Here is an 18,505-nt window from a genome sequence, read left to right as displayed (position 1 = left end):
GCTGATATCAATAATGGGAGCCAGATTGGCAACATACAGGATGTATCGAGCAGTTTGCTTCTCAAAATGAGAAGCAAACTGACGCTAGACCCAACTGATGTTAACTAAGCCGTTTCCCTTGGCTAGGTTCACTTGGGTTCTAGTACCGATATTTAATGGGTTATTGACTGAATATCTGGCATTTGGCTTGCAAATGAAGGTTAAGAATCGTTGTTTACAGGGGTTGCAGAACGAAAACGTTATATGAATTAGCACTCCTCAACGTAAAGCCACGGATTTACTCGAAGCCAGCACCACAACACGATTAGGATTAGCATGACAAACCAGGTCAATTTATTGATTGTTCATTACGGAGAAGACTGGATTCGTGGCAGCGAAGTCATGCTGGTCGAATTGCTTGATGGCCTTGATACGCGCTACAAGCGATTTTTGTGGACAAATAACCCATCCCTAGCCCAGCAGGTAGCAAGTAAAGGCATCCATGTCGAGTTCACTCCGTTTCCAACTCTGTGCTCTCTCTACCCCAAAAAGCGCAAACTAGACCTTGGTACTGCCATCAGTCTGTACCAGCGAGGACGAGCGCTTATCTCAGAGCACAACATTGATTTAATTCATGTATCTAGTGGAGCCCCCTGCCTATGGATGACCTTAGTCGCCCACCAAAGCCAAACGCCAATCCTTGCTCATTTACACTGCCCTTACCCCTTACATGATCGGTTGACACTGGGCTTGCACGCGGTGCCCACAACCCTTTGCGTCAGTCAGGCTGCTGCCAAACCCTTGCTTGATGAAGGCTACAGTTTGCAGCGCATGCACATTATCCACAATGGTGTCACCGACCCCGACTTGCACAGCATCCCCAGTATGGATATTCGCGCCCACTTAGGCTTAGAGCCCAAGGCAAAAGTACTGCTTAGTGTAGGCTCACTCATTGCTCGCAAAGGATTCGATAGACTAATAACGGCAATCAGCACCCTGAATCAACAGGGAATCTCACATCACCTGGTTATCATCGGTGAGGGCCCCGAAAGGCAGAATCTCGTTGCGTTTGCACGCGCTGCAAACGTTGAGCATCTGGTGCATTTGGTCGGCGAGCAAAATAATGTCCCACGTTGGCTGCGCTCGGGGGTCGATATCTTTATCAGTGGTGCTCGCAGTGAAGCCTTTGGCTTGGTGCTTGTGGAGGCCGCGCTAGCGAAATTACCGATCATCGCTCCGTCGACTGGCGGGATAGTCGAGGTTATCGGACATCAACATACTGGACTTCTCTATCCAAACGATCAACAAGCGATCGAGAAAATCTGTCAACACGTGAATTGCTTATCGAACAACCCCGTGTACGCGCTGCGTTTGGCGATCCGTGCACGAAACCATGCCAAACAGCATTTCTCCATCGAAAAGAACATTGAGCAAATTGAGCATGTCTATCAACAGTTACTAGAAGCCCCTCTTGAACGCCGCCCATTACTATCGCTCGCTTTTCTATGGTTGAAACCATTAAAAACCGTGGTGCAAAAACACTGCTTGCCGCGTTTTTTTATCCAAGGATCTCGATATGAAAAATGCTAAGACACGCCATGTGATCGTATTTGATCCAATCCCATTCCATGGAGGCTCCAAAGTGGCGACTCGGCACGCGATGGAGCAAACACGACCCGATATCCATTATCATGTACTGTCAGCCAGTGCTGAGAGCTGGCGTGTGAGCCAATCTAAAAATATTTGTATTCAGCAACTCATTATCCCGGCCTGGCTGGCAAACCAAACACAAGGCCAAGGCTATTGGTTAAAGCAGATGTACTTACTGCTTTGGCTGATGCCTTATACGCTCTGCGTGGCCTTACGCAATATCAGCAAGCCCGAGAAGCTGCTTTTGGCATCGGGTCCTGGCGTCGACTTTGCCGGTTATGTGCTTGCTCGACTGACCGGACTGGGCCTTGTGCAGTTAGTTCATGGTTCGGTTGGTGCCAGTCGGGCCTCACGCTGGTGTGTTGCTCAGGGTCATCGCACTTTCTATCTCGAGTCTGCCCAACATAGCCTGCAAGCTCTATTTGACAATCAAACCTTACCTCAACACTTCGAGCCCTTTGTTAACGGGCTACCCGAGTACCTGTGGCCACAGCAGTTAAAGCCTAATGCCTTTGACTCTCCTCACCTATTCTGGGCTGCGTCATTGCTCAAGTGGAAAGGGCTAGACCTTTTGATTGATACCCTCAAATCCAATCAACTTAACCAACAGCTGCGCAGCACTATCTGCTTTATCCGTCCACAAAAAACCACGGCAGAAGTCACCAAAGCGCCTGTGACCCTGCCAAACTGTCAGTGGCATCAATCCCCCAACAATATCGATGATTTGCGCGCGCTGGCCAATATCTACGTCTCAACGAGCCAGCAAGAGCCCTTCGGCCTATCTACTCTCGAGGCAATGGCCGCTGGCTTGATTGTTGTGATCCCTGCCGACGGTGCCTACTGGGATCGCCACCTACGGCATGACCACTCGTGCCTAAAGTACCAAGCTGGAGATGTCAGCGACCTTAACCAAACACTGAGTCATATCTGCGACAATCTTAAACACTACAAAAATATTGGCATTAATGGTCAGAAAATTGCAAAGCAGTATCGTGCAGAGATTACCTATCGCGCCATCGCCCGCGCCATAGAGCAACCTCCAAATTCGATACCGACCAACGCAACCGGAGAATTATCATGATAAGCAGCGCCAGTGTGGTAAGTAAATGCAGAGCCCTACTCAGCTCTCAAGCAGGAGATATGCTCAGCTACGCAATTGCCCTGTTTTTTATGAAGGGGCTGTCACTCCTTATGCTGCCGATCATCACCCGCTATCTGTCACCTGAGCAGCTAGGTCGGCTGGAAATATTAGCCGTAACCGGCGCGCTGTTAGGCATCTTGTTCTCGTTAGCTTTGCACGAGGCCCTCTATCGATTTGCTGGTGAGGCAAAGGGCAAACAGCAAAGACAAATAGCCAACTACCTGTTTACTCTCACCTTAGTTCTTTCTTTTTCAGCAACCTTGGTCATTGTTACCACCCTCTGGCAGTTCAGTTGGCCTAGTGAGTGGCAAATAGACAAGCGCCCTTTTTTGATTTTGTTCGGCTCACTGGGGATCGAGGGCGCACTAGCAATGGCGCTGGCGTGGCTACGAATGCAAAATCGCGCGAAAACCTTCAGCATGATTTGCATTGTGACAAGCACATTGCAAGTCATAATGGTGATCGCGTCACTCGAGCTTGGTTTCGATATCGAAGGTGTTCTACTATCTAGCTTCGTTGCTCACGTACTCCAGCTCATATGGGTCGTGCAAACCAGTCGCTTGCGCCTGCGCATGCCAAACAGGGAGTTTGTCCGTCAATCGATTCGCTATTCTGCGCCGATCATGCTCTCAGGCTTATGTGCTTTTGGCCTTAACGGCGCAGAGCGTTGGTTTATTCTTGAGGGAGACTCTTTTGCCGTACTCGGTCAATATGCGATTGCCGCCAAGTTCGCTTTGGCGATGTGCATCCTAGTCCAACCCTTTGGGATGTGGTGGCTACCTAAACGCTTTGCGACGTTAGAACAATCGATTCAGCGTACAGTAACCATCACTGAACGAGGCATTGCCTACATCTGCTTTCTTGCCATCTCCGTGGTGGTATTCGGTCGCTGGACGCTCGAGTTGATCCTGACTCAAAGCTATTCACAAGCCGCCGAGCTCCTCACCGGTGCTATTTTCATGGTGTTGGGCAAGGAGCTATGTGAGCTGGTTAATCTTGGGCTGCTGAAAAACAAGCGCTCTTCAACCCTGTTTTACATTAACCTTGCTACCTGTACCTTGGCTTTAGGGTGTGTATCCTTAGCTTACCAACATGGCGTATGGGCGGTCATGGTTATCATCGGCATAGCGCAAACCCTGCGCGCAGCCACCCTATATATCGCTAGCCAGCGCAGCTATCGCTTACCGTACAACGCTGGCAAAATCTGTCTTATGGTAGCGCTCACCCTAAGCGGATTAATCTCGCTACATCAGACAAACTTGCCACAACTTCATTTGCTTATCTGGCTTGTCTACAGCCTCGTATTAGCCTCACTCACTCTGCCAGACGTGTTCAAACGATTGACTAGTGCCCCTGGCAACTGGGTAGTGAACAAGCGCCTCGGTCGTGAACAAAAAGAGGTTATCGGCAGCGGAAAGTCGCTATGAAGCACTCGCTGCTCACACCAGCCCCGATACTAACCGGTTTGTTTGCCGTTCTGATTGCAGCGTTGTGGGTCCTTGTTCCCCACCCGGCTTTAGTGGTTGCGCTGTGTGCGCTACCACTGGCGATTTTGGTCGTGATCCGCCAACTATTTTGGTTTGTTATCCTGTTTGTGGTGTTCTCGTTTTTCCGTATTCATGAGGTCATTCCACAACTGATGCCGCTCAAACTGCCGCTGTTGCTCTCACTGGGAGCACTTGCCTCTCTGTGCTGGCATGTGTTTATTAGCCGTACGCTTGATCTGTACTGGCACCCTTCGATGAAATGGCTGGTGCTCTTCTGGGCACTGGTTACCATTGGGCTGTTATTCGCCTCTAACCGAGGGATCGCAATCAGCTCTTATAAATCGGTGTACTGGAAGATCATCATAATGACCTTAGCCATCATCTGGATTGTTAATAATAAGCAGCAGTTGACCCAAACCTGTTGGTTGATTGTTTGGTCGGGTCTACTGGTGGCCAGTGTCGCACTTTATAATGCTCAAGCCGGGATTGGTCTAGTGGAAGGCTCACGTGTCACAATAGGACGCGCAATTGGCTCCATGCTTGGCGACCCCAATGATCTCGCCCTAGTATTGCTGTTTCCTTTGGCCTTTTCGGTTAGCTTTTTATTTAACCCTCGACTTGGCTGGCTGCCACGCACCTTTGGTTTTATCGTTGCTGCGGCACTGTCGCTGTCCATCATCGAAACCCAAAGCCGCGGTGGATTGCTTGGCATGCTCACTGTGTATGGCATCTTTATGCAGCAAGCGATTAAATCTAAGCTCCTGCTCATCTCTATCGGCATCTGTGGCATGGCCTTTCTCTATGCGGTGGCGGGAATTTCAGATCGCGCCTCGGGAGGGGCTGCGGAAGAAGGGATTGATGCTTCAGCCATGGGCCGTTTGTATGCTTGGGAGGCGGCTGCGCGTATGTCGGTAGTCAACCCGCTTACCGGAGTGGGCTTGAATAACTTTTATTCAAACTATTACTACTACAGCTCTCATTGGGATGGGTTACCTCACGCGGTTCACAGTACTTGGTTTGGCGTGCTTGGCGAAACTGGCATGCTTGGACTGGCCGTCTTTATTGCGATGATTGTCTCTTTGGCACGCACTGCCAAGCGCTCATTAGACACCCTCAATGCCAGCCATTCTCCGCCCCCTTATCTCGTTTCGGCATCCAAAGCCGTTTTGGCGGGTCTGATGGGCACCGTGGTGTCGGGTACCTTCCTTACCCAAGGTTTTGTCTGGCCAATTTATATCCTAGCCGCCTTGATTATTTGCATCTCGACGATTGTTCAAAACGATTCTCAAATTGAGAAGGATAATCCAAGCCATATTAACTAATTGTTTTTATTGGCTTAATTTTTTGGCACGTTATATGAAACACTCTTGATAACTCAGCGCAATTGGCTTCTCAATCTGACACAAGCTAATTAGCAAATTTCGATTACAAGAGGACGTCACCATGATGAATGCCCCGACCCTGCAACTCAAACGTTGGCTAAAAAACAGCGACAGCCCTGTCGCCAAACGACTATTTGCCGTCGCCAAGCGCATCCGCGTGTGTGATGTACGCTACCCACGCCTAGTCAATCAGCTGCTCTATACCAGCTACACACTTGGCCGTAATACATGGAGTAACCTCACTCGCATCTTAGTGCAAACACCGGCCTTTCGCGGTCGCTGCAATGCCTGTGGTGATCGCCTCTATCTTTATGCAGGCATGCCTTTTATCTCCGGGCCATTAAACATTGACGTAGGCAATGACTGCCGTATCTCCGGACAAACCACATTTTCGGCCAGCAGCCACACACAGAAACCGCACCTAAGTATTGGCCACAATGTGGGCATTGGCTGGCAAACCACCATCGCCGTGGGAACTGAGGTCATCATTGAAGACAATGTCCGCATTGCGGGCAAAGCCAATCTGTTCGGTTACTCCGGCCATCCACTCGATGCTCAGCGACGCGCTGCGGGAGCACCCGATGATTTGAGTCAAGTGGGTAGGATTATACTTAAGAAAGACTGTTGGCTGGCAACCAACGTGATCGTCAAAGCTGGCGTCACGATCGGTGAGGGCGCCATCATTGCGGCGGGTAGCGTGGTAACCGAAGATATTCCTGATTATGTTATCGCTGCTGGCGTACCTGCCAAAGTGATCAAGACCCTGGACAATGCAGCGACTGAGCAAACATTGGAGGTGGACCATGCGTGATCTTATCGTTTTCGGTGAGGACTTTGCCGGTCTTCCATCCAGCACTCAGCATTTGATTTCTAATCTTAATCCTGAGCGTAAGATACTGTGGGTGAACTCAATTGGGTTAAGAAAGCCGCGCATGACTACTAGTGATGCAAAGCGCGTGGTACAAAAGCTTGCAGGACGTGGCAAGAGAGATTTCCAAGGTGAAGCGCGAACTCATACACCAAATAATATTCATGTCGTCAATTTGCGCACTATCCCAGCACCAAGCCGGCCCTGGGAGCGCTCAGTGGCAAAAAATATGATGCTGGCGCAGCTTAAGCCTCTGTTGGCAAAGCATGGGTTTAAAGACCCGATCCTATGGTCATCACTCCCCACTGCCGCCGATCTGGCTGGTGAGTTGGGAGAGCGTGCCGTCGTGTATTATTGTGGTGATGATTTTGAAGCCTTGGCTGGCGTCGACCACGTGACAATTGCCCAGCACGAGCAAACCTTGGTGACCAAGGCGGATATCGTCTTAGCGGCCAGTCAAAACATCGCTGACAAGTTTCCTCACCATAAGACTCATGTCCTGCGCCACGGTGTCGATTATCAGCGCTTCTCTACACCGGTGCCGCGTGCAGACGACTTACCACAAGGCAAGCCCATAGCGGGTTTTTACGGCAGCCTATCAGAGTGGCTTGACTACTATATGATCAACGCTGCGGCCAAGGCCCTGCCAAATTGGAACTTCGTATTTATTGGCAAAAATGAGCTTAAGCAGCCAAAGCTTGAAAATCTGCCCAATATCCACCTACTCGGCGCAAAACCGCACGCAGAATTACCACGATACAGTCAACATTGGGATGTGAGTCTGCTACCTTTCAAAAATAATAAGCAAATCCAAGCATGCAGTCCGCTAAAATTGCTAGAGTATATTGCAACGGGTAAGCCAGTGATACATACCCCTTTTCCAGCGGCGAGGCCCTATCAAGGCCAACTGAATCAGGTCACTAGCACACAAGAGCTGATTATTGCCCTACAACAAGATTCGGAATTGGTCGCGACTCGTCCCGAATCTATCCAGCAGGAAAGCTGGGCATCACGAGCACTGTTCGTTGATTGGTTACTGGAGTTACTATGAGCGATTTAAAAGTAAGACTAACGTGCATCATACTTGCCGCATGGCGCCGCCGCTGGGTCATTTTAATCCCGATGTTAGTCTTACCAATGGCAGCCGTTGGGGTATCAAAACTGGCGGCTACCCAGTACATCTCACACACCAGTATGCTGATCCAAGAAACCGCCAAGATGAATCCATTCTTGGAGGATATCGCTGTCGAGACCATGCTCAATGATCGACTCAATGCGGTGAAAACCCTGCTTAAAAGTCGCCATGTACTGACACTCGTGGCCACCGAACGTAACCTGATCAACGCTCAAACCAGTGATGCAGAAAAAGACTATATTATTGGCAAGATTGCCGCCAACCTGACGGTATCGCAAATGGGCAAGGACTTACTCAAGATCCAATATACCGCCTCAACGCCAGACGGGATGAAAGAGATGCTCGAGTCGGTCAGTGACCACTTTATCGAGCAGATCCTAGCACCAGAGCGCTCCTCCATTCGTGACTCAAGCTCCTTTCTCGCCCAGCATATGGACAAGCGCTTTGCTGAGCTGCAGGCCGCCGAGCAGCGCCTGGCTGATTATACCAACCAAAACAATGCACTAACCCCAGAGCTACAGTCACAAAGTTTTGCTCGTCTCGCCTCGTTGCAGCAGAGCCTAGCCGAAAAAGAAGCCGAGCTATATGGCGTCGAAAGCAGCCTTGGTTCACTCGACCAGCAACTTTCACAGACCAACCCAGTAGTCGGTCGAATCGAAGAGCAGATCATTGAAACGCGCAGTGAGCTCACCCTACTCCAAGCTAGATATACCGACAGCCACAGTTCAGTGCAGGCCAAGCTGCGCCAACTCGCCCGTCTAGAGCAAGAGCGCGAGGCACTGCTCACCTCTCAGCAACCAAACCTCAATACTGACCAGCTATGGGATATGGCGAGCAGCCAAAAATTTCAAGCCAATAGTGCTATGCAGCCCTTGTTGATGAGTCAACTGCAAAGCCTGCAACAAGTTCGAGGGCGCTACGAGGCACTCAAGGAAGAGACGGCACGGATGCGCGACATGATTAGTGAGCTTGAGCAACAAACTCTTAGCTATGGCGACAATGTTAAGCAGTTCTATCGCCTACAACGTGATGTTGAGCTCAAGCGTGATCTGTATGAAGAGCTGCTACAACGGTATGAAATGGCAGAGCTTACCGGCTCACTAGGTGAGTTTGAGCAAGACAAACGTGTCAAGATCATTGACTTACCCTACACACCAAGTCGCCCGTCTAACCTTCCGACTATTGTTTTTGTTATCGCAGGCATTGTTGGTGGACTTGCGCTCGGCATCGGCATCGCGGTTATTTTTGAGCTGTTTGACTCGACGATTCGTAATCCAGCGGACATACGTAAACACACCAGCATCCCTGTGATCGCGACCTTACCCAACTTTAATCAGCCATAGAGTCAGATTCATTCTCAATTTGAGAAATTATCAACCTAAGACCAATTTGTTATATTAAACAAACACTTAAAAATTGGCACATCCCCTGCATTATAAAAGTAACTCTTAAAAACCGAACGCTCTGCAAGGGATCAACCATGAAGACTTCTAACAATAAAATCATCTTTCACGTTGTACAGCATCTTGCCCCTGGTGGTCTTGAAAGCCTAGTACTGGATTTTATGACCTTTGCTCAACCAGGTACCGAGGTTTATGTGGTCAGTATTGAAGGCACCAAACATCAAGCAATCGCTAACTGGCCTAAACTTGCTGCGCACAAAGACAACTTGGTTTTCCTTAACAAAGCCCCTGGGTTTCAAGGCCATGTCTACCACGACCTAGTTAGATTGTTTCGCGCAATGAAGGTGGACGTGGTACACACTCATCACATTGGCCCTCTTCTGTACGGCGGAACCGCGGCTAAGCATGCTAAGGTGCCGGTTCGTTTGCACACTGAACATGATGTGTGGCACCTGAGCAAGCGCAAAAGTCAACTGATGCAGTCGATGCTGCTTAAACATGTCCAACCACAGCTAGTCGCGGATGCATTCCGTGTCGGTGAGCAACTCGATAAACTGTTCCAGTACCCAAAACTCAGCTGTATCCCCAACGGCATTGATGTCAGTCGCTTTAAGCCAGGCTCTAAAGTATCTGCCCGCTTGGATTTTGCGATTGATGCCCATGACATCGTCATTGGCAGCGCCGGGCGACTAGAGTCCGTTAAAGGCCACGACGTGCTGATCAAAGCGATGCGTTATGTACCCAGCCACATCAAACTCGTGATTGCTGGTGACGGTAGTCAACGAGAAGAACTTACCAAGCTGATCACTAAGCTTCACCTCGAAGATCGCGTCCGCTTGTTGGGCCGAGTCGATAATATGGCGCGCTTTTATCAGGCATTAGATGTGTTCTGCCTTCCATCACGTCATGAGGGCTACCCGCTTACGGCACTGGAAGCGCAAGCCTGCGGTATCCACACCGTTGTAACGGATGTTGGCTCATCGAGTGAAACTTTATGCCCACACACCGGGGCTCTGGTTAAACCCAATCGCATTATCGCGCTCGCACTGGGCCTTGAGCAAAAAGCCGCTGGCTTAAATCAGCAGTCACCACGCGACCATGTGGTGGCCAATAACGATATTCGCCATATGGTGGCCCAATATGATGTTCTAGCGCGTGAAGGAGAGGCCGCATGAGTACATGGCAATGGATCTGCTTAGCAACCTTTTGTATCAGTTTTTTGCTTATCGCCTACCACCATGTAGGCTACCCGCTTCTGTTACAGCTCTACAGCAAATACCGTGCAAGACAGGTCAAGAAAGGTAACGAACGTCGCTTTAGCTTCAGCCATAACGATCACTTCAGACCCTCTATTACCGTGATTGTACCTGCTTACAACGAAGAGCAGTGGATCGCACAGAAAATTCGCAACCTTGCGATGCTTGATTACCCACGAGACAAGCTACGTATCGAGATCTTCTGTGACGGTTGCACGGATAAGACGGTGGCAATCGCCCAAGAAACCATTCAAGAGGCAACCTGTGCAGATACCCTGTTTGTTATCCATGATTGCCAACAAAACCGCGGCAAAGTTGCGGTGCTAAACGCCGCCATGCAAGAGGTAAAAACCGATCTCACCACGTTCAGTGATGTGTCTGCGATTACCTCTATCGATGCCCTGTTGATTGCTGAGCGTCATTTTGAGAACCCAGAGGTGGGTGTAGTGAACGGTCAATACATTCTCTACCAATCAGGCTCGGTCGGTGAAGAAAAATACTGGCAGTACCAATGTGACATGAAATTTGCGGAAGCGAAAATGGCAACAGCCATCGGTGCACACGGCGCTTTCTATATTTTCCGCAGCGAGCTCTTTACCCCATTGGGTTCGAGCATCATCAACGATGACTTTATTATTCCAATGGAAATAGTGAGCCAAGGCTACCAGTCAGTGTATGACAACAACGTGATTGCCACTGAGATGGAGCCAACCAACCTAGATGATGACTTTGCCCGCAGACTGCGCATTTCAGCGGGCAACATGCAACAGATTATGGTGCTGGCAAAATTGCTCCACCCACGCTTCAAGCGCACCGCATTCGCTTTCTTTTCTGGCAAGGGTTTACGCCTGATGACCCCATATTTGATGCTGACAGCACTGGTCAGTAGTGCTCTATTAAGTTCAATGCCGATTTTTTGGCTTCTTACTTGCATACAAGTGTTTATCTACTTGGTCGGCATTGCTAGCGCGCTGGTACCCGCGATCAACAAAATAAAAGTCTGTCAGTTGATCCACTATGTATTGATGGGTCACACAGCAAACCTGATTGGTGGTCTTCGCTACCTGTTTGCTAAACGCCAAGCTTAACAACCTAATTTAACGCTCAACAAGGATTTGATTATGTACACTCTAGCCAACACCAGCCCAGCAGTCAGCCTAAGCAAACGCGCGTTCGACCTTAGCATTTCATTAGTATGTCTTGTGCTTTTCCTGCCTTTATTCCCACTGATTGCCTTGGCGATTGTGACCACTTCAAAAGGCTCGGTGTTCTACACTCAAACTCGCGTTGGTAAATCGACGCCTGATCATATGGTGTTGTTTAGCATCATTAAATTTCGCACCATGTACCAAGACGCTGAAGCGCGTTCAGGTGCTGCTTGGGCAACTGAAAACGATCCACGTATTACGCCTGTTGGACGCTTCTTGCGAAAAACGCGTCTTGATGAACTGCCACAGCTGTTCAACGTGATCCGCGGTGATATGTCACTGATTGGCCCTCGCCCTGAGCGCCCAGCCTTCTACACTATTTTGGAAAAAGAAATTCCTTTTTTTGCCGACCGTACCTATGGCGTTTTGCCTGGTATCACGGGGCTTGCTCAGGTCAACCAAGGTTATGACACTTGTATTGAAGATGTGCGCTCTAAGGTGGGTTACGACCACAGTTATGCGTTATCTCACAGCAGCCTCTCGAACTGGCTAAAAACAGACTTGTCTATCATGTTCCGCACTGTGGCCGTGATGGTTGATGGGCGCGGTCAATAAAACTAAAGACATTGATAACAACTTCGATATTCCTATTTTGCCCAAGTTTGCTTGGGCTTTTTTCTTTCCCCCGCCCCTGGGGGGAGAGGCGAGAGGCGGGATCGCTGCGCTGCGAGATGCGAGGAAAAGACAGGTTCGGGGTTCGAGTTACACTTCGTTCCGAGCAACGAGTGTTATGGTGCTTGCTGTTAATGCCTTAAGCATCTTCAGGCCTTGTGTGAGTTCTAGTTTGTCTTTGGCTTATGGATTGGGTGATTTCTCAATCTGACAGAAAGTGGAGTGTCGGTGGTTCTTTCTATTAGTCAGATTGAGAATCAAATTTGAAATGCAACTGATTTTATATTTAAATTCAATTAAAACACACACTTAAAAGTTGGCACAGCAATCGCATTACCTAGGTATATCAACAATTAAATCTAATTACCAAAAGGAAGCGGTTATGAGCCACTCAACACTATTTAACCTTAGTAAAGCGTCAACATTCATCGGGCTAGCACTTATGGCTCAAACCTATACAGTTCAGGCAGCGCCGTTTGATAGCTGCCCGAGTAAAGCCTACCTATTTCAGTCTAAGCCAGTACAGGTTTATGGGGTGAATTTGGTTACCGGTCAGTCATCTCTGCTTCAAGGTGACACTGGGACAGATGCAAACATCAATGGCGTCGGCTTCGATTTTGACAGCCGCTATATCTATGGCTACGACACCACCAACAAGAAAATTGTTCGCTTAGGACAAGACTTCCAGGTTGAAGACATCTACACATCTGGTCTGCCAACCGACCACACCTTCTATGTGGGTGACGTATTTAACAAAACCTACTACCTGTATCGTAAAAACAAGGGCTTGTTCAAGATTGACCTAACGCCGCTCGATAGCGACCCTCAGGCAGTGCTGGAGGTAGTGAAAATCTCCTCGCAAGCCTCTGTTAACCTGACTGACTTTGCCTTCCACCCTGGTAACAACAACCTCTACGGTGTGGATAACAAAACCGGTATGCTTTACCAATTCGACCCTGACAATGGCAACACCACCGTAATTGGTGATACCGGCGTGACGGGCACCTTTGGTGCAGGCTACTTTGATGTGAACGGTAATTTATACCTCTCTCGCAACAATGATGGCTTTATCTTCCGCATCAATCTAGGCAGCCAAGACGACATCGACAATGGCAATGTTAGCGCGGTTAAATTTGCCGAGGGTCCTTCTTCAGGTCAAAACGATGGCGCGCGCTGTGCTAACGCGCCATTGATTGATGAAGACTCCACCATCGACTTTGGTGATGCGCCAGACAGCTATCTAACCACGCTGAACAACAACGGTCCTCGTCACCAAATTGATGGCACCTACCTTGGTACACAAGCGCCAGACGGTGAGCAAGATGGACTGATTTCGCCATTGAGTGACGACACTGTTGGCACTGATGATGAAGATGGTATTAACTTTGTCACTGCTATTGAGCCAGGTCTAGATTCCGTCATCCGTGTTAACGCCTCACGCTCAGGCTACCTTACTGCCTGGTTCGACTGGAACCAAGATGGTGATTTTGATGATGAAGGTGAGCACGTGATTCAAGACCAGTTGATCGACGCAGGTGAACAGTCGATAGTGTTTAACGTTGACTACAACGCCGAGCCGGGTATGACCTGGAGCCGCTTCCGCTTTAGCCAGCAACAAGGTCTTGACTACTTCGGTGGCGCTACCTCTGGCGAGGTAGAAGATCACCCAGTGACCGTCACAGCAGAAGGCATCACCGTACGCCACTTCCCGAGTGAAAATGGCTACGCCACCCTCGCCTACGAAGATAACTGGCCTTACACCGCTGATTACGACATGAACGATGTCGTGATGCACTATCGCATTTCTGAAATCCTGCGCGATGGCAACGTTGAGCGTGCGTATATCAAGGGACGCCTTGGTGCTACCGGTGCAGACTACAAAAACGGCTTTGCAGTTAGATTGCAAGGCGTTCAACGCGACGAGATAGACCAAGACAAGACACGTCAGTTCCATAATGATGTCCAGCTTGAGGATAGCGGTTTAGAGCTTGATAGCAACGAGGCCATCTTTATCGTCTCGCCTAATTTAACGGCACTGAAAACTGGCAACTGTGCATATCACCGCACCCAGTTAGATTGTAAAGAGGATGAGCTGTTTATGTTTGAGCTGCATGTATCCATCGACCAAGGTACAGACACTTCCAACATGCTTGGTATGCCATACGACCCATTCATCTTTGCGACTCCGGGATACTACCATGGTGAAGGGCTACCACTGCATCCAGGTCGTCAATGGGAAGTCCACCTACCCGATTACGCGCCAACGGAGAAGTTCAACCAGGACGCACTATGGAACCTGGGCGTGGATGCCAGCTCACCAGACGAAGGTATCTACTTTAAGACAGCTGAAAACCTACCGTGGGCACTGCTTATCACAGAAGAGTGGCACTGGCCAACCGAGCGTACTGACCTGGTTCAAGCCTATCCACTGTTTGCTGAGTTCGCTGAGAGTGCCGGAGGACAAGCGACAAACTGGCACGAACTTAGCAATGCTGTAAATGGCAACATCTACGAATAATCTGCGATACAAAAATCAACGCACACGATGAATAACGAATTGAAGACAAAGGACAACACCATGCGTAATTATCATAACCTTACCCTAGCGTTTCTAACCAGTTTGGCTCTTATCGGTTGTGGTGGCGGCGGCGGTGGCGGTGGTGGCTCTGCCCCAGCCCAGCAACCTGCTGAAGAAGCGGTAGAGACTGAAGAAGAAGTGATAGAGACCGAAGTCGTCGAATCGACAGCAAACCAACCCGGGACCGAGCGCACCATGCAAGATCTTAGCGTACCGCACGGCTTTGACTACGACCCGATTGAAAACATGACGGTGAGCATCGACGTAAGCGGCTTTTCAAGCGAGCGGGCCTATGTCTCCATCTACAGTCAGTATGATGCGACCGACAGTGGTGACTTCGCCCCAAGTAACAACCACAAAGTGGCAGCACAGGCGCTTAGCGCGGGTCTGGGAGAGATTGAGATCACCTACGCCAGAGGTACTCAGAGCCTGCTCGCTGAAGTGTGGTTTTATGATGGCAGTGACCCGATTCAGCAAGAGTTTACTGTCACCGACCCAAACGTCGTTTACTAATGACCTCTCATATCTCGATACAAATTGACAACCGTCTCCAAGGTTTACATCGATTTGAACCAAAAGGGATCGCGGCTGCGATCCCTTTCTTTCATGGCTTGAAGTCTGTTAGTAGAAACTCGGTCAAGTATCGCCACTGAAGTCATCATTCGCGACATTTCAGGCCATATCAATAATTGGATAATTCGCTTGATTGAAGACGCACTCTATCAGGTTCAATTTCCCCCATTTCAACTTACTTATCAGACAGTTTATCGTAGAGATTAGTCAGATGACTGACGCTTTCTTCAAGGTTATACTAGGGCGTTGTTTCGCAATAATGCTGGTTGTAAGTAGACAATCTCCAGCTATTATCAAACATGGATATCAGCGTTAGTGTTGGGTGGTTTACATGAATTTGAATCAAGTTGTATTGGTCGATGAGCAAGACAACATACTTGGCGAAATGGAAAAGCTCGAAGCACATCACAAAGGGGCTCTGCATCGAGCATTCTCTGTTTTTGTCTTTGATGATCAAGACAGAATGTTGCTGCACAAGCGAGCCGGAACCAAATACCACTCAGCGGGTCTGTGGACTAACGCTTGCTGTAGCCATCCCTGTATGGGTGAGACATACTTAGCCGGAGCGCACAGACGCATTCAACAGGAGATGGGCTTCGACTTAACGCTACACCCAGTCAAAAGTATTATCTACAAATCTAAACTAGCCGATGGTTTGTGGGAGCATGAGCTCGATCACTTATTTGTTGGGCGGTATAACGGTCCTATCCAGCCCAACCCTGATGAAGTCTCAGACCATTCATATGTAAGCTTAGAGACCCTCCAAGCACAGATGATCGCCTCACCAGAAACATTCACTGAATGGTTTAAGGTATTTCTGCAACCCGTTCATCTGCGCGATATCCTCGTGACACTCAAAAACCAAGCGCCAGTGGATTAATCCATCACTGCGTTGAGAACGTTCAAGCATCCAACGGTGTTTTTTCACCGATTGCGGGAGGGATAACACAACCATCATGATTGTCCTCACTACGTTGATCGTGACCTCTAATCAGACAAAAGCTCACGCCGACCGTCATCAATTCAGCAAAAACGAATGCTCCCCACACCGCGTTTGGTCCAAAAGTAGCGGGAATAAGTACCAGCCCTAATAGAACAAACACCAGACCACGTAACAGCGACAATACAGAGGACTGCTTTGGTTTAGCTAATGATTGAAAGTAGGTGGAAACAATAATATTGGCGGCCATAATCGGTGCACTATAAAAGTACCAACGCACCGCCTCACTGGACAGCGTCGCAAGCGCCTGATCATCGACAATAAACCAAGCAACAATTTCATCGGCAAAACACAATGCGATAATCGCCATAGTGAGTCCTGTTATGACAGCAAACATTAAACCAAGATAGAGACTCTGTCTGACTTTGAGATACTCTCCCGCACCAAAGTTATAACTGATCAGTGGCTGGATCGCTTGAGAAATCCCTAGCAAAATAAACAGGGCAAACACGCCAAGATTGAGGCTCAAGCTGTAGGCTATCAGAAAATCCTCGCCATAATAGTTCAGCATTACCACGTTGAATACGACAATAGTGACCGTTAATGCCAGCTCGATAAATAGACTTGGCGTGCCTATTTGACACACTCTGATTATGGTATTGCGACCAGGTAGAGCGAGGCGTAGCACCAATCGTGGTAGGCTTGTGTGAGTAAAGAAATGCGTTAACAGAATGGCAATCATCACACACTGTGATAACCCTGTCGCCAATGCTGCGCCGCCAACACCCATATCAAGCCACCAGATAAACAGTGCATCGAAAACGATGTTCACCAACGCGCCACTGATCATCGCTATCATGGCCAGCTTGGGGTTATTATCGTTACGGATAAAACTCGATAGTACCCAATTCATGCCATAGCCGGTGAGAAACGGCAGCAAAAACACCATATACTCACGGCTGAGTTCGAAGATTGCGCCCTCTGCCCCCATCAGCTCTAACACCGGGTTTAGTGTCCACCAGCACATTGCCGACAAGAGAACAAATACGCCGAGAGCAAACGACATGGTCTGTGAAAAAATGCCTTGTCCCTTGGTTCGATTTCGCTGACCAAGTTCAATCGACATCCAGGTCGCCCCACCAATACCAAGCATCATCGCTACCGCGGTAAAGACAGAAAAATACGGAATCACCAAAGAGACTGCACCTAATGCGTCTGAGCCAACTAGGCGACCAATAAACAGCGTGTCAATAAAGATAAAGGCACACTTGATCAGCATTCCAATAACGGCAGGAAGAAGGTAACGATAGAAGGTTCGAGTGATTGAGGTGGTGGCAATTTGGCTCATGATCAAAGACTACAATACTTGGGGCGCCAGATTATGACGAAACCCCAGTACCTTGTCGAGTGATCACTCAATAAGTAACAAAGTGCAGTTAGCTAGACTAGGCTGTTAAACGTTGTACTCTGCAACATACATGCACCATGGTTAACGCTACCTAAAGAATCGGTTGTAAACAAACAGCAAAACAAACGCGCCTATTGTGGCCGTGATGATGCTACCAATGTTGACACCTGTCGCGCCTCCCAATCCCAAGAATCCACCCAGAAAACCACCGACAAATGCACCAGCGATCCCGAGAAGCATCGTGGCTATCCAACCACCACCCTCTTTCCCCGGCATCAACCACTTTGCCAAAGCGCCAGCAATCAAACCTAAGATAATCCAAGAAAATATACCCATGGGAGACTCCTAATTATTCGAACTCCATAAGCATAGACGATAAAACAAGGTTCGAGGTTCGAGGTTCGAGGTTCGAGGTTCGAGGTTCGAGGTTCGAGGTTCGAGGTTCGAGGTTCGAGGAGTATAGTGTACGGGTGCAACAAGCCTGTAAACAATAAATCTTACTTTAAGGGGTCGCCATCTGGCAGGACACTGTGTATCCATAAGGCGAGGCGCTTTTTAATGTGGGCTCCATCGAGCTTATCTTTTGGTAGAGGCGTGATTTGATTTACCTCAACTAAAAATAGATAGACGGCTTTAATCTTGGTTGGGGCTGGCGTGGTTGGTAGCTCAAAGCCTTGCATTTTGGCCATTTTTAGCCCGACCTCTAACGCCTTTTTTAGTAGCTTATCTTCGTTATATAACTTAGCCGTCTTGGACATACTCTCACCATTTTGTCAGTCAAAGAGTGAGGCTCCACTACCCTCACTTCATATGCCACTGTAACGAGTTAGCGAGATCTAGGTCAATAACCCGGGTAAGGAAGTGGGACCCAGATTTGACAAGTGA

16 protein-coding genes are annotated in these 18,505 nt (G+C 48.9%); 13 read left to right on the top strand and 3 right to left on the bottom strand.

Going from position 1 to position 18,505, the window contains the following annotated elements:
- The first annotated feature begins 315 nt into the window (after positions 1 to 315).
- The 13 genes from ACZ5R2_RS09015 (at position 316) to idi (ending at position 16,152) form a co-directional block, all read left to right on the top strand.
- Positions 316 to 1,569, top strand: a complete 1,254-nt coding sequence (locus ACZ5R2_RS09015) for a glycosyltransferase (protein ID WP_464901936.1) — start codon at positions 316 to 318, stop codon at positions 1,567 to 1,569.
- Positions 1,556 to 2,710 (top strand): glycosyltransferase family 4 protein, encoded by a 1,155-nt coding sequence (locus ACZ5R2_RS09010; RefSeq protein ID WP_464901935.1) that lies wholly within the window; start codon positions 1,556 to 1,558, stop codon positions 2,708 to 2,710. The genes ACZ5R2_RS09015 and ACZ5R2_RS09010 overlap by 14 nt, the downstream gene beginning before the upstream one ends.
- Entirely contained in the window at positions 2,707 to 4,197 is a 1,491-nt protein-coding gene (locus tag ACZ5R2_RS09005) for a lipopolysaccharide biosynthesis protein (RefSeq protein ID WP_464901934.1), read from the top strand. Before ACZ5R2_RS09010 ends, ACZ5R2_RS09005 begins: the two co-directional genes overlap by 4 nt.
- Positions 4,194 to 5,579: an O-antigen ligase family protein gene (locus ACZ5R2_RS09000; protein WP_464901933.1), complete on the top strand. Its 1,386-nt coding sequence runs from the start codon at positions 4,194 to 4,196 to the stop codon at positions 5,577 to 5,579. The genes ACZ5R2_RS09005 and ACZ5R2_RS09000 overlap by 4 nt, the downstream gene beginning before the upstream one ends.
- A 121-nt stretch (positions 5,580 to 5,700) precedes the next feature.
- Positions 5,701 to 6,450, top strand: a complete 750-nt coding sequence (locus ACZ5R2_RS08995) for an acyltransferase (RefSeq protein ID WP_464901932.1) — start codon at positions 5,701 to 5,703, stop codon at positions 6,448 to 6,450.
- On the top strand, positions 6,443 to 7,558 hold the full coding sequence (locus ACZ5R2_RS08990; RefSeq protein WP_464901931.1) for a glycosyltransferase: 1,116 nt from the start codon (positions 6,443 to 6,445) through the stop codon (positions 7,556 to 7,558). Before ACZ5R2_RS08995 ends, ACZ5R2_RS08990 begins: the two co-directional genes overlap by 8 nt.
- The gene (locus ACZ5R2_RS08985; RefSeq protein WP_464901930.1) at positions 7,555 to 8,985 is read left to right on the top strand and encodes a GumC family protein; all 1,431 of its coding nucleotides are present in this window, start codon (positions 7,555 to 7,557) and stop codon (positions 8,983 to 8,985) included. Before ACZ5R2_RS08990 ends, ACZ5R2_RS08985 begins: the two co-directional genes overlap by 4 nt.
- A 137-nt stretch (positions 8,986 to 9,122) precedes the next feature.
- Positions 9,123 to 10,220, top strand: coding sequence for a glycosyltransferase (locus ACZ5R2_RS08980; protein WP_464901929.1), 1,098 nt, complete (start codon positions 9,123 to 9,125; stop codon positions 10,218 to 10,220).
- A complete protein-coding gene (locus ACZ5R2_RS08975) occupies positions 10,217 to 11,389 on the top strand; it encodes a glycosyltransferase family 2 protein (RefSeq protein WP_464901928.1) in 1,173 nt (390 codons plus the stop codon). The genes ACZ5R2_RS08980 and ACZ5R2_RS08975 overlap by 4 nt, the downstream gene beginning before the upstream one ends.
- Before the next feature lie 33 nt (positions 11,390 to 11,422).
- Positions 11,423 to 12,064, top strand: a complete 642-nt coding sequence (locus ACZ5R2_RS08970; RefSeq protein ID WP_464901927.1) for a sugar transferase — start codon at positions 11,423 to 11,425, stop codon at positions 12,062 to 12,064.
- 439 nt (positions 12,065 to 12,503) lie between these two features.
- Positions 12,504 to 14,639, top strand: a complete 2,136-nt coding sequence (locus tag ACZ5R2_RS08965; protein ID WP_464901926.1) for an LruC domain-containing protein — start codon at positions 12,504 to 12,506, stop codon at positions 14,637 to 14,639.
- Between the two features lie 60 nt (positions 14,640 to 14,699).
- On the top strand, positions 14,700 to 15,212 hold the full coding sequence (locus ACZ5R2_RS08960) for a hypothetical protein (protein WP_464901925.1): 513 nt from the start codon (positions 14,700 to 14,702) through the stop codon (positions 15,210 to 15,212).
- Between the two features lie 391 nt (positions 15,213 to 15,603).
- Positions 15,604 to 16,152 (top strand): isopentenyl-diphosphate Delta-isomerase, encoded by a 549-nt coding sequence (gene idi / locus ACZ5R2_RS08955; RefSeq protein WP_464901924.1) that lies wholly within the window; start codon positions 15,604 to 15,606, stop codon positions 16,150 to 16,152.
- Positions 16,153 to 16,174: 22 nt separating this feature from the next.
- Here idi and ACZ5R2_RS08950 read toward each other — a convergent pair whose 3' ends face one another.
- The 3 genes from ACZ5R2_RS08950 to ACZ5R2_RS08940 form a co-directional block, all read right to left on the bottom strand.
- Positions 16,175 to 17,560 carry an MATE family efflux transporter gene (locus ACZ5R2_RS08950; RefSeq protein ID WP_464901923.1) on the bottom strand — a complete coding sequence of 462 codons (1,386 nt, stop codon included), beginning with the start codon at positions 17,558 to 17,560 and terminating at the stop codon, positions 16,175 to 16,177.
- 147 nt (positions 17,561 to 17,707) lie between these two features.
- The gene (locus ACZ5R2_RS08945; RefSeq protein ID WP_438459598.1) at positions 17,708 to 17,956 is read right to left on the bottom strand and encodes a GlsB/YeaQ/YmgE family stress response membrane protein; all 249 of its coding nucleotides are present in this window, start codon (positions 17,954 to 17,956) and stop codon (positions 17,708 to 17,710) included.
- 161 nt (positions 17,957 to 18,117) lie between these two features.
- Positions 18,118 to 18,378, bottom strand: a complete 261-nt coding sequence (locus ACZ5R2_RS08940; RefSeq protein WP_464901922.1) for a DUF5062 family protein — start codon at positions 18,376 to 18,378, stop codon at positions 18,118 to 18,120.
- Positions 18,379 to 18,505: the final 127 nt, after the last annotated feature.

Source organism: Vibrio sabulosilitoris, assembly GCF_055391395.1.
The sequence above is the reverse complement of the archived record's forward strand: the minus strand, read 5'-3'. Positions and strand labels throughout refer to the sequence as shown.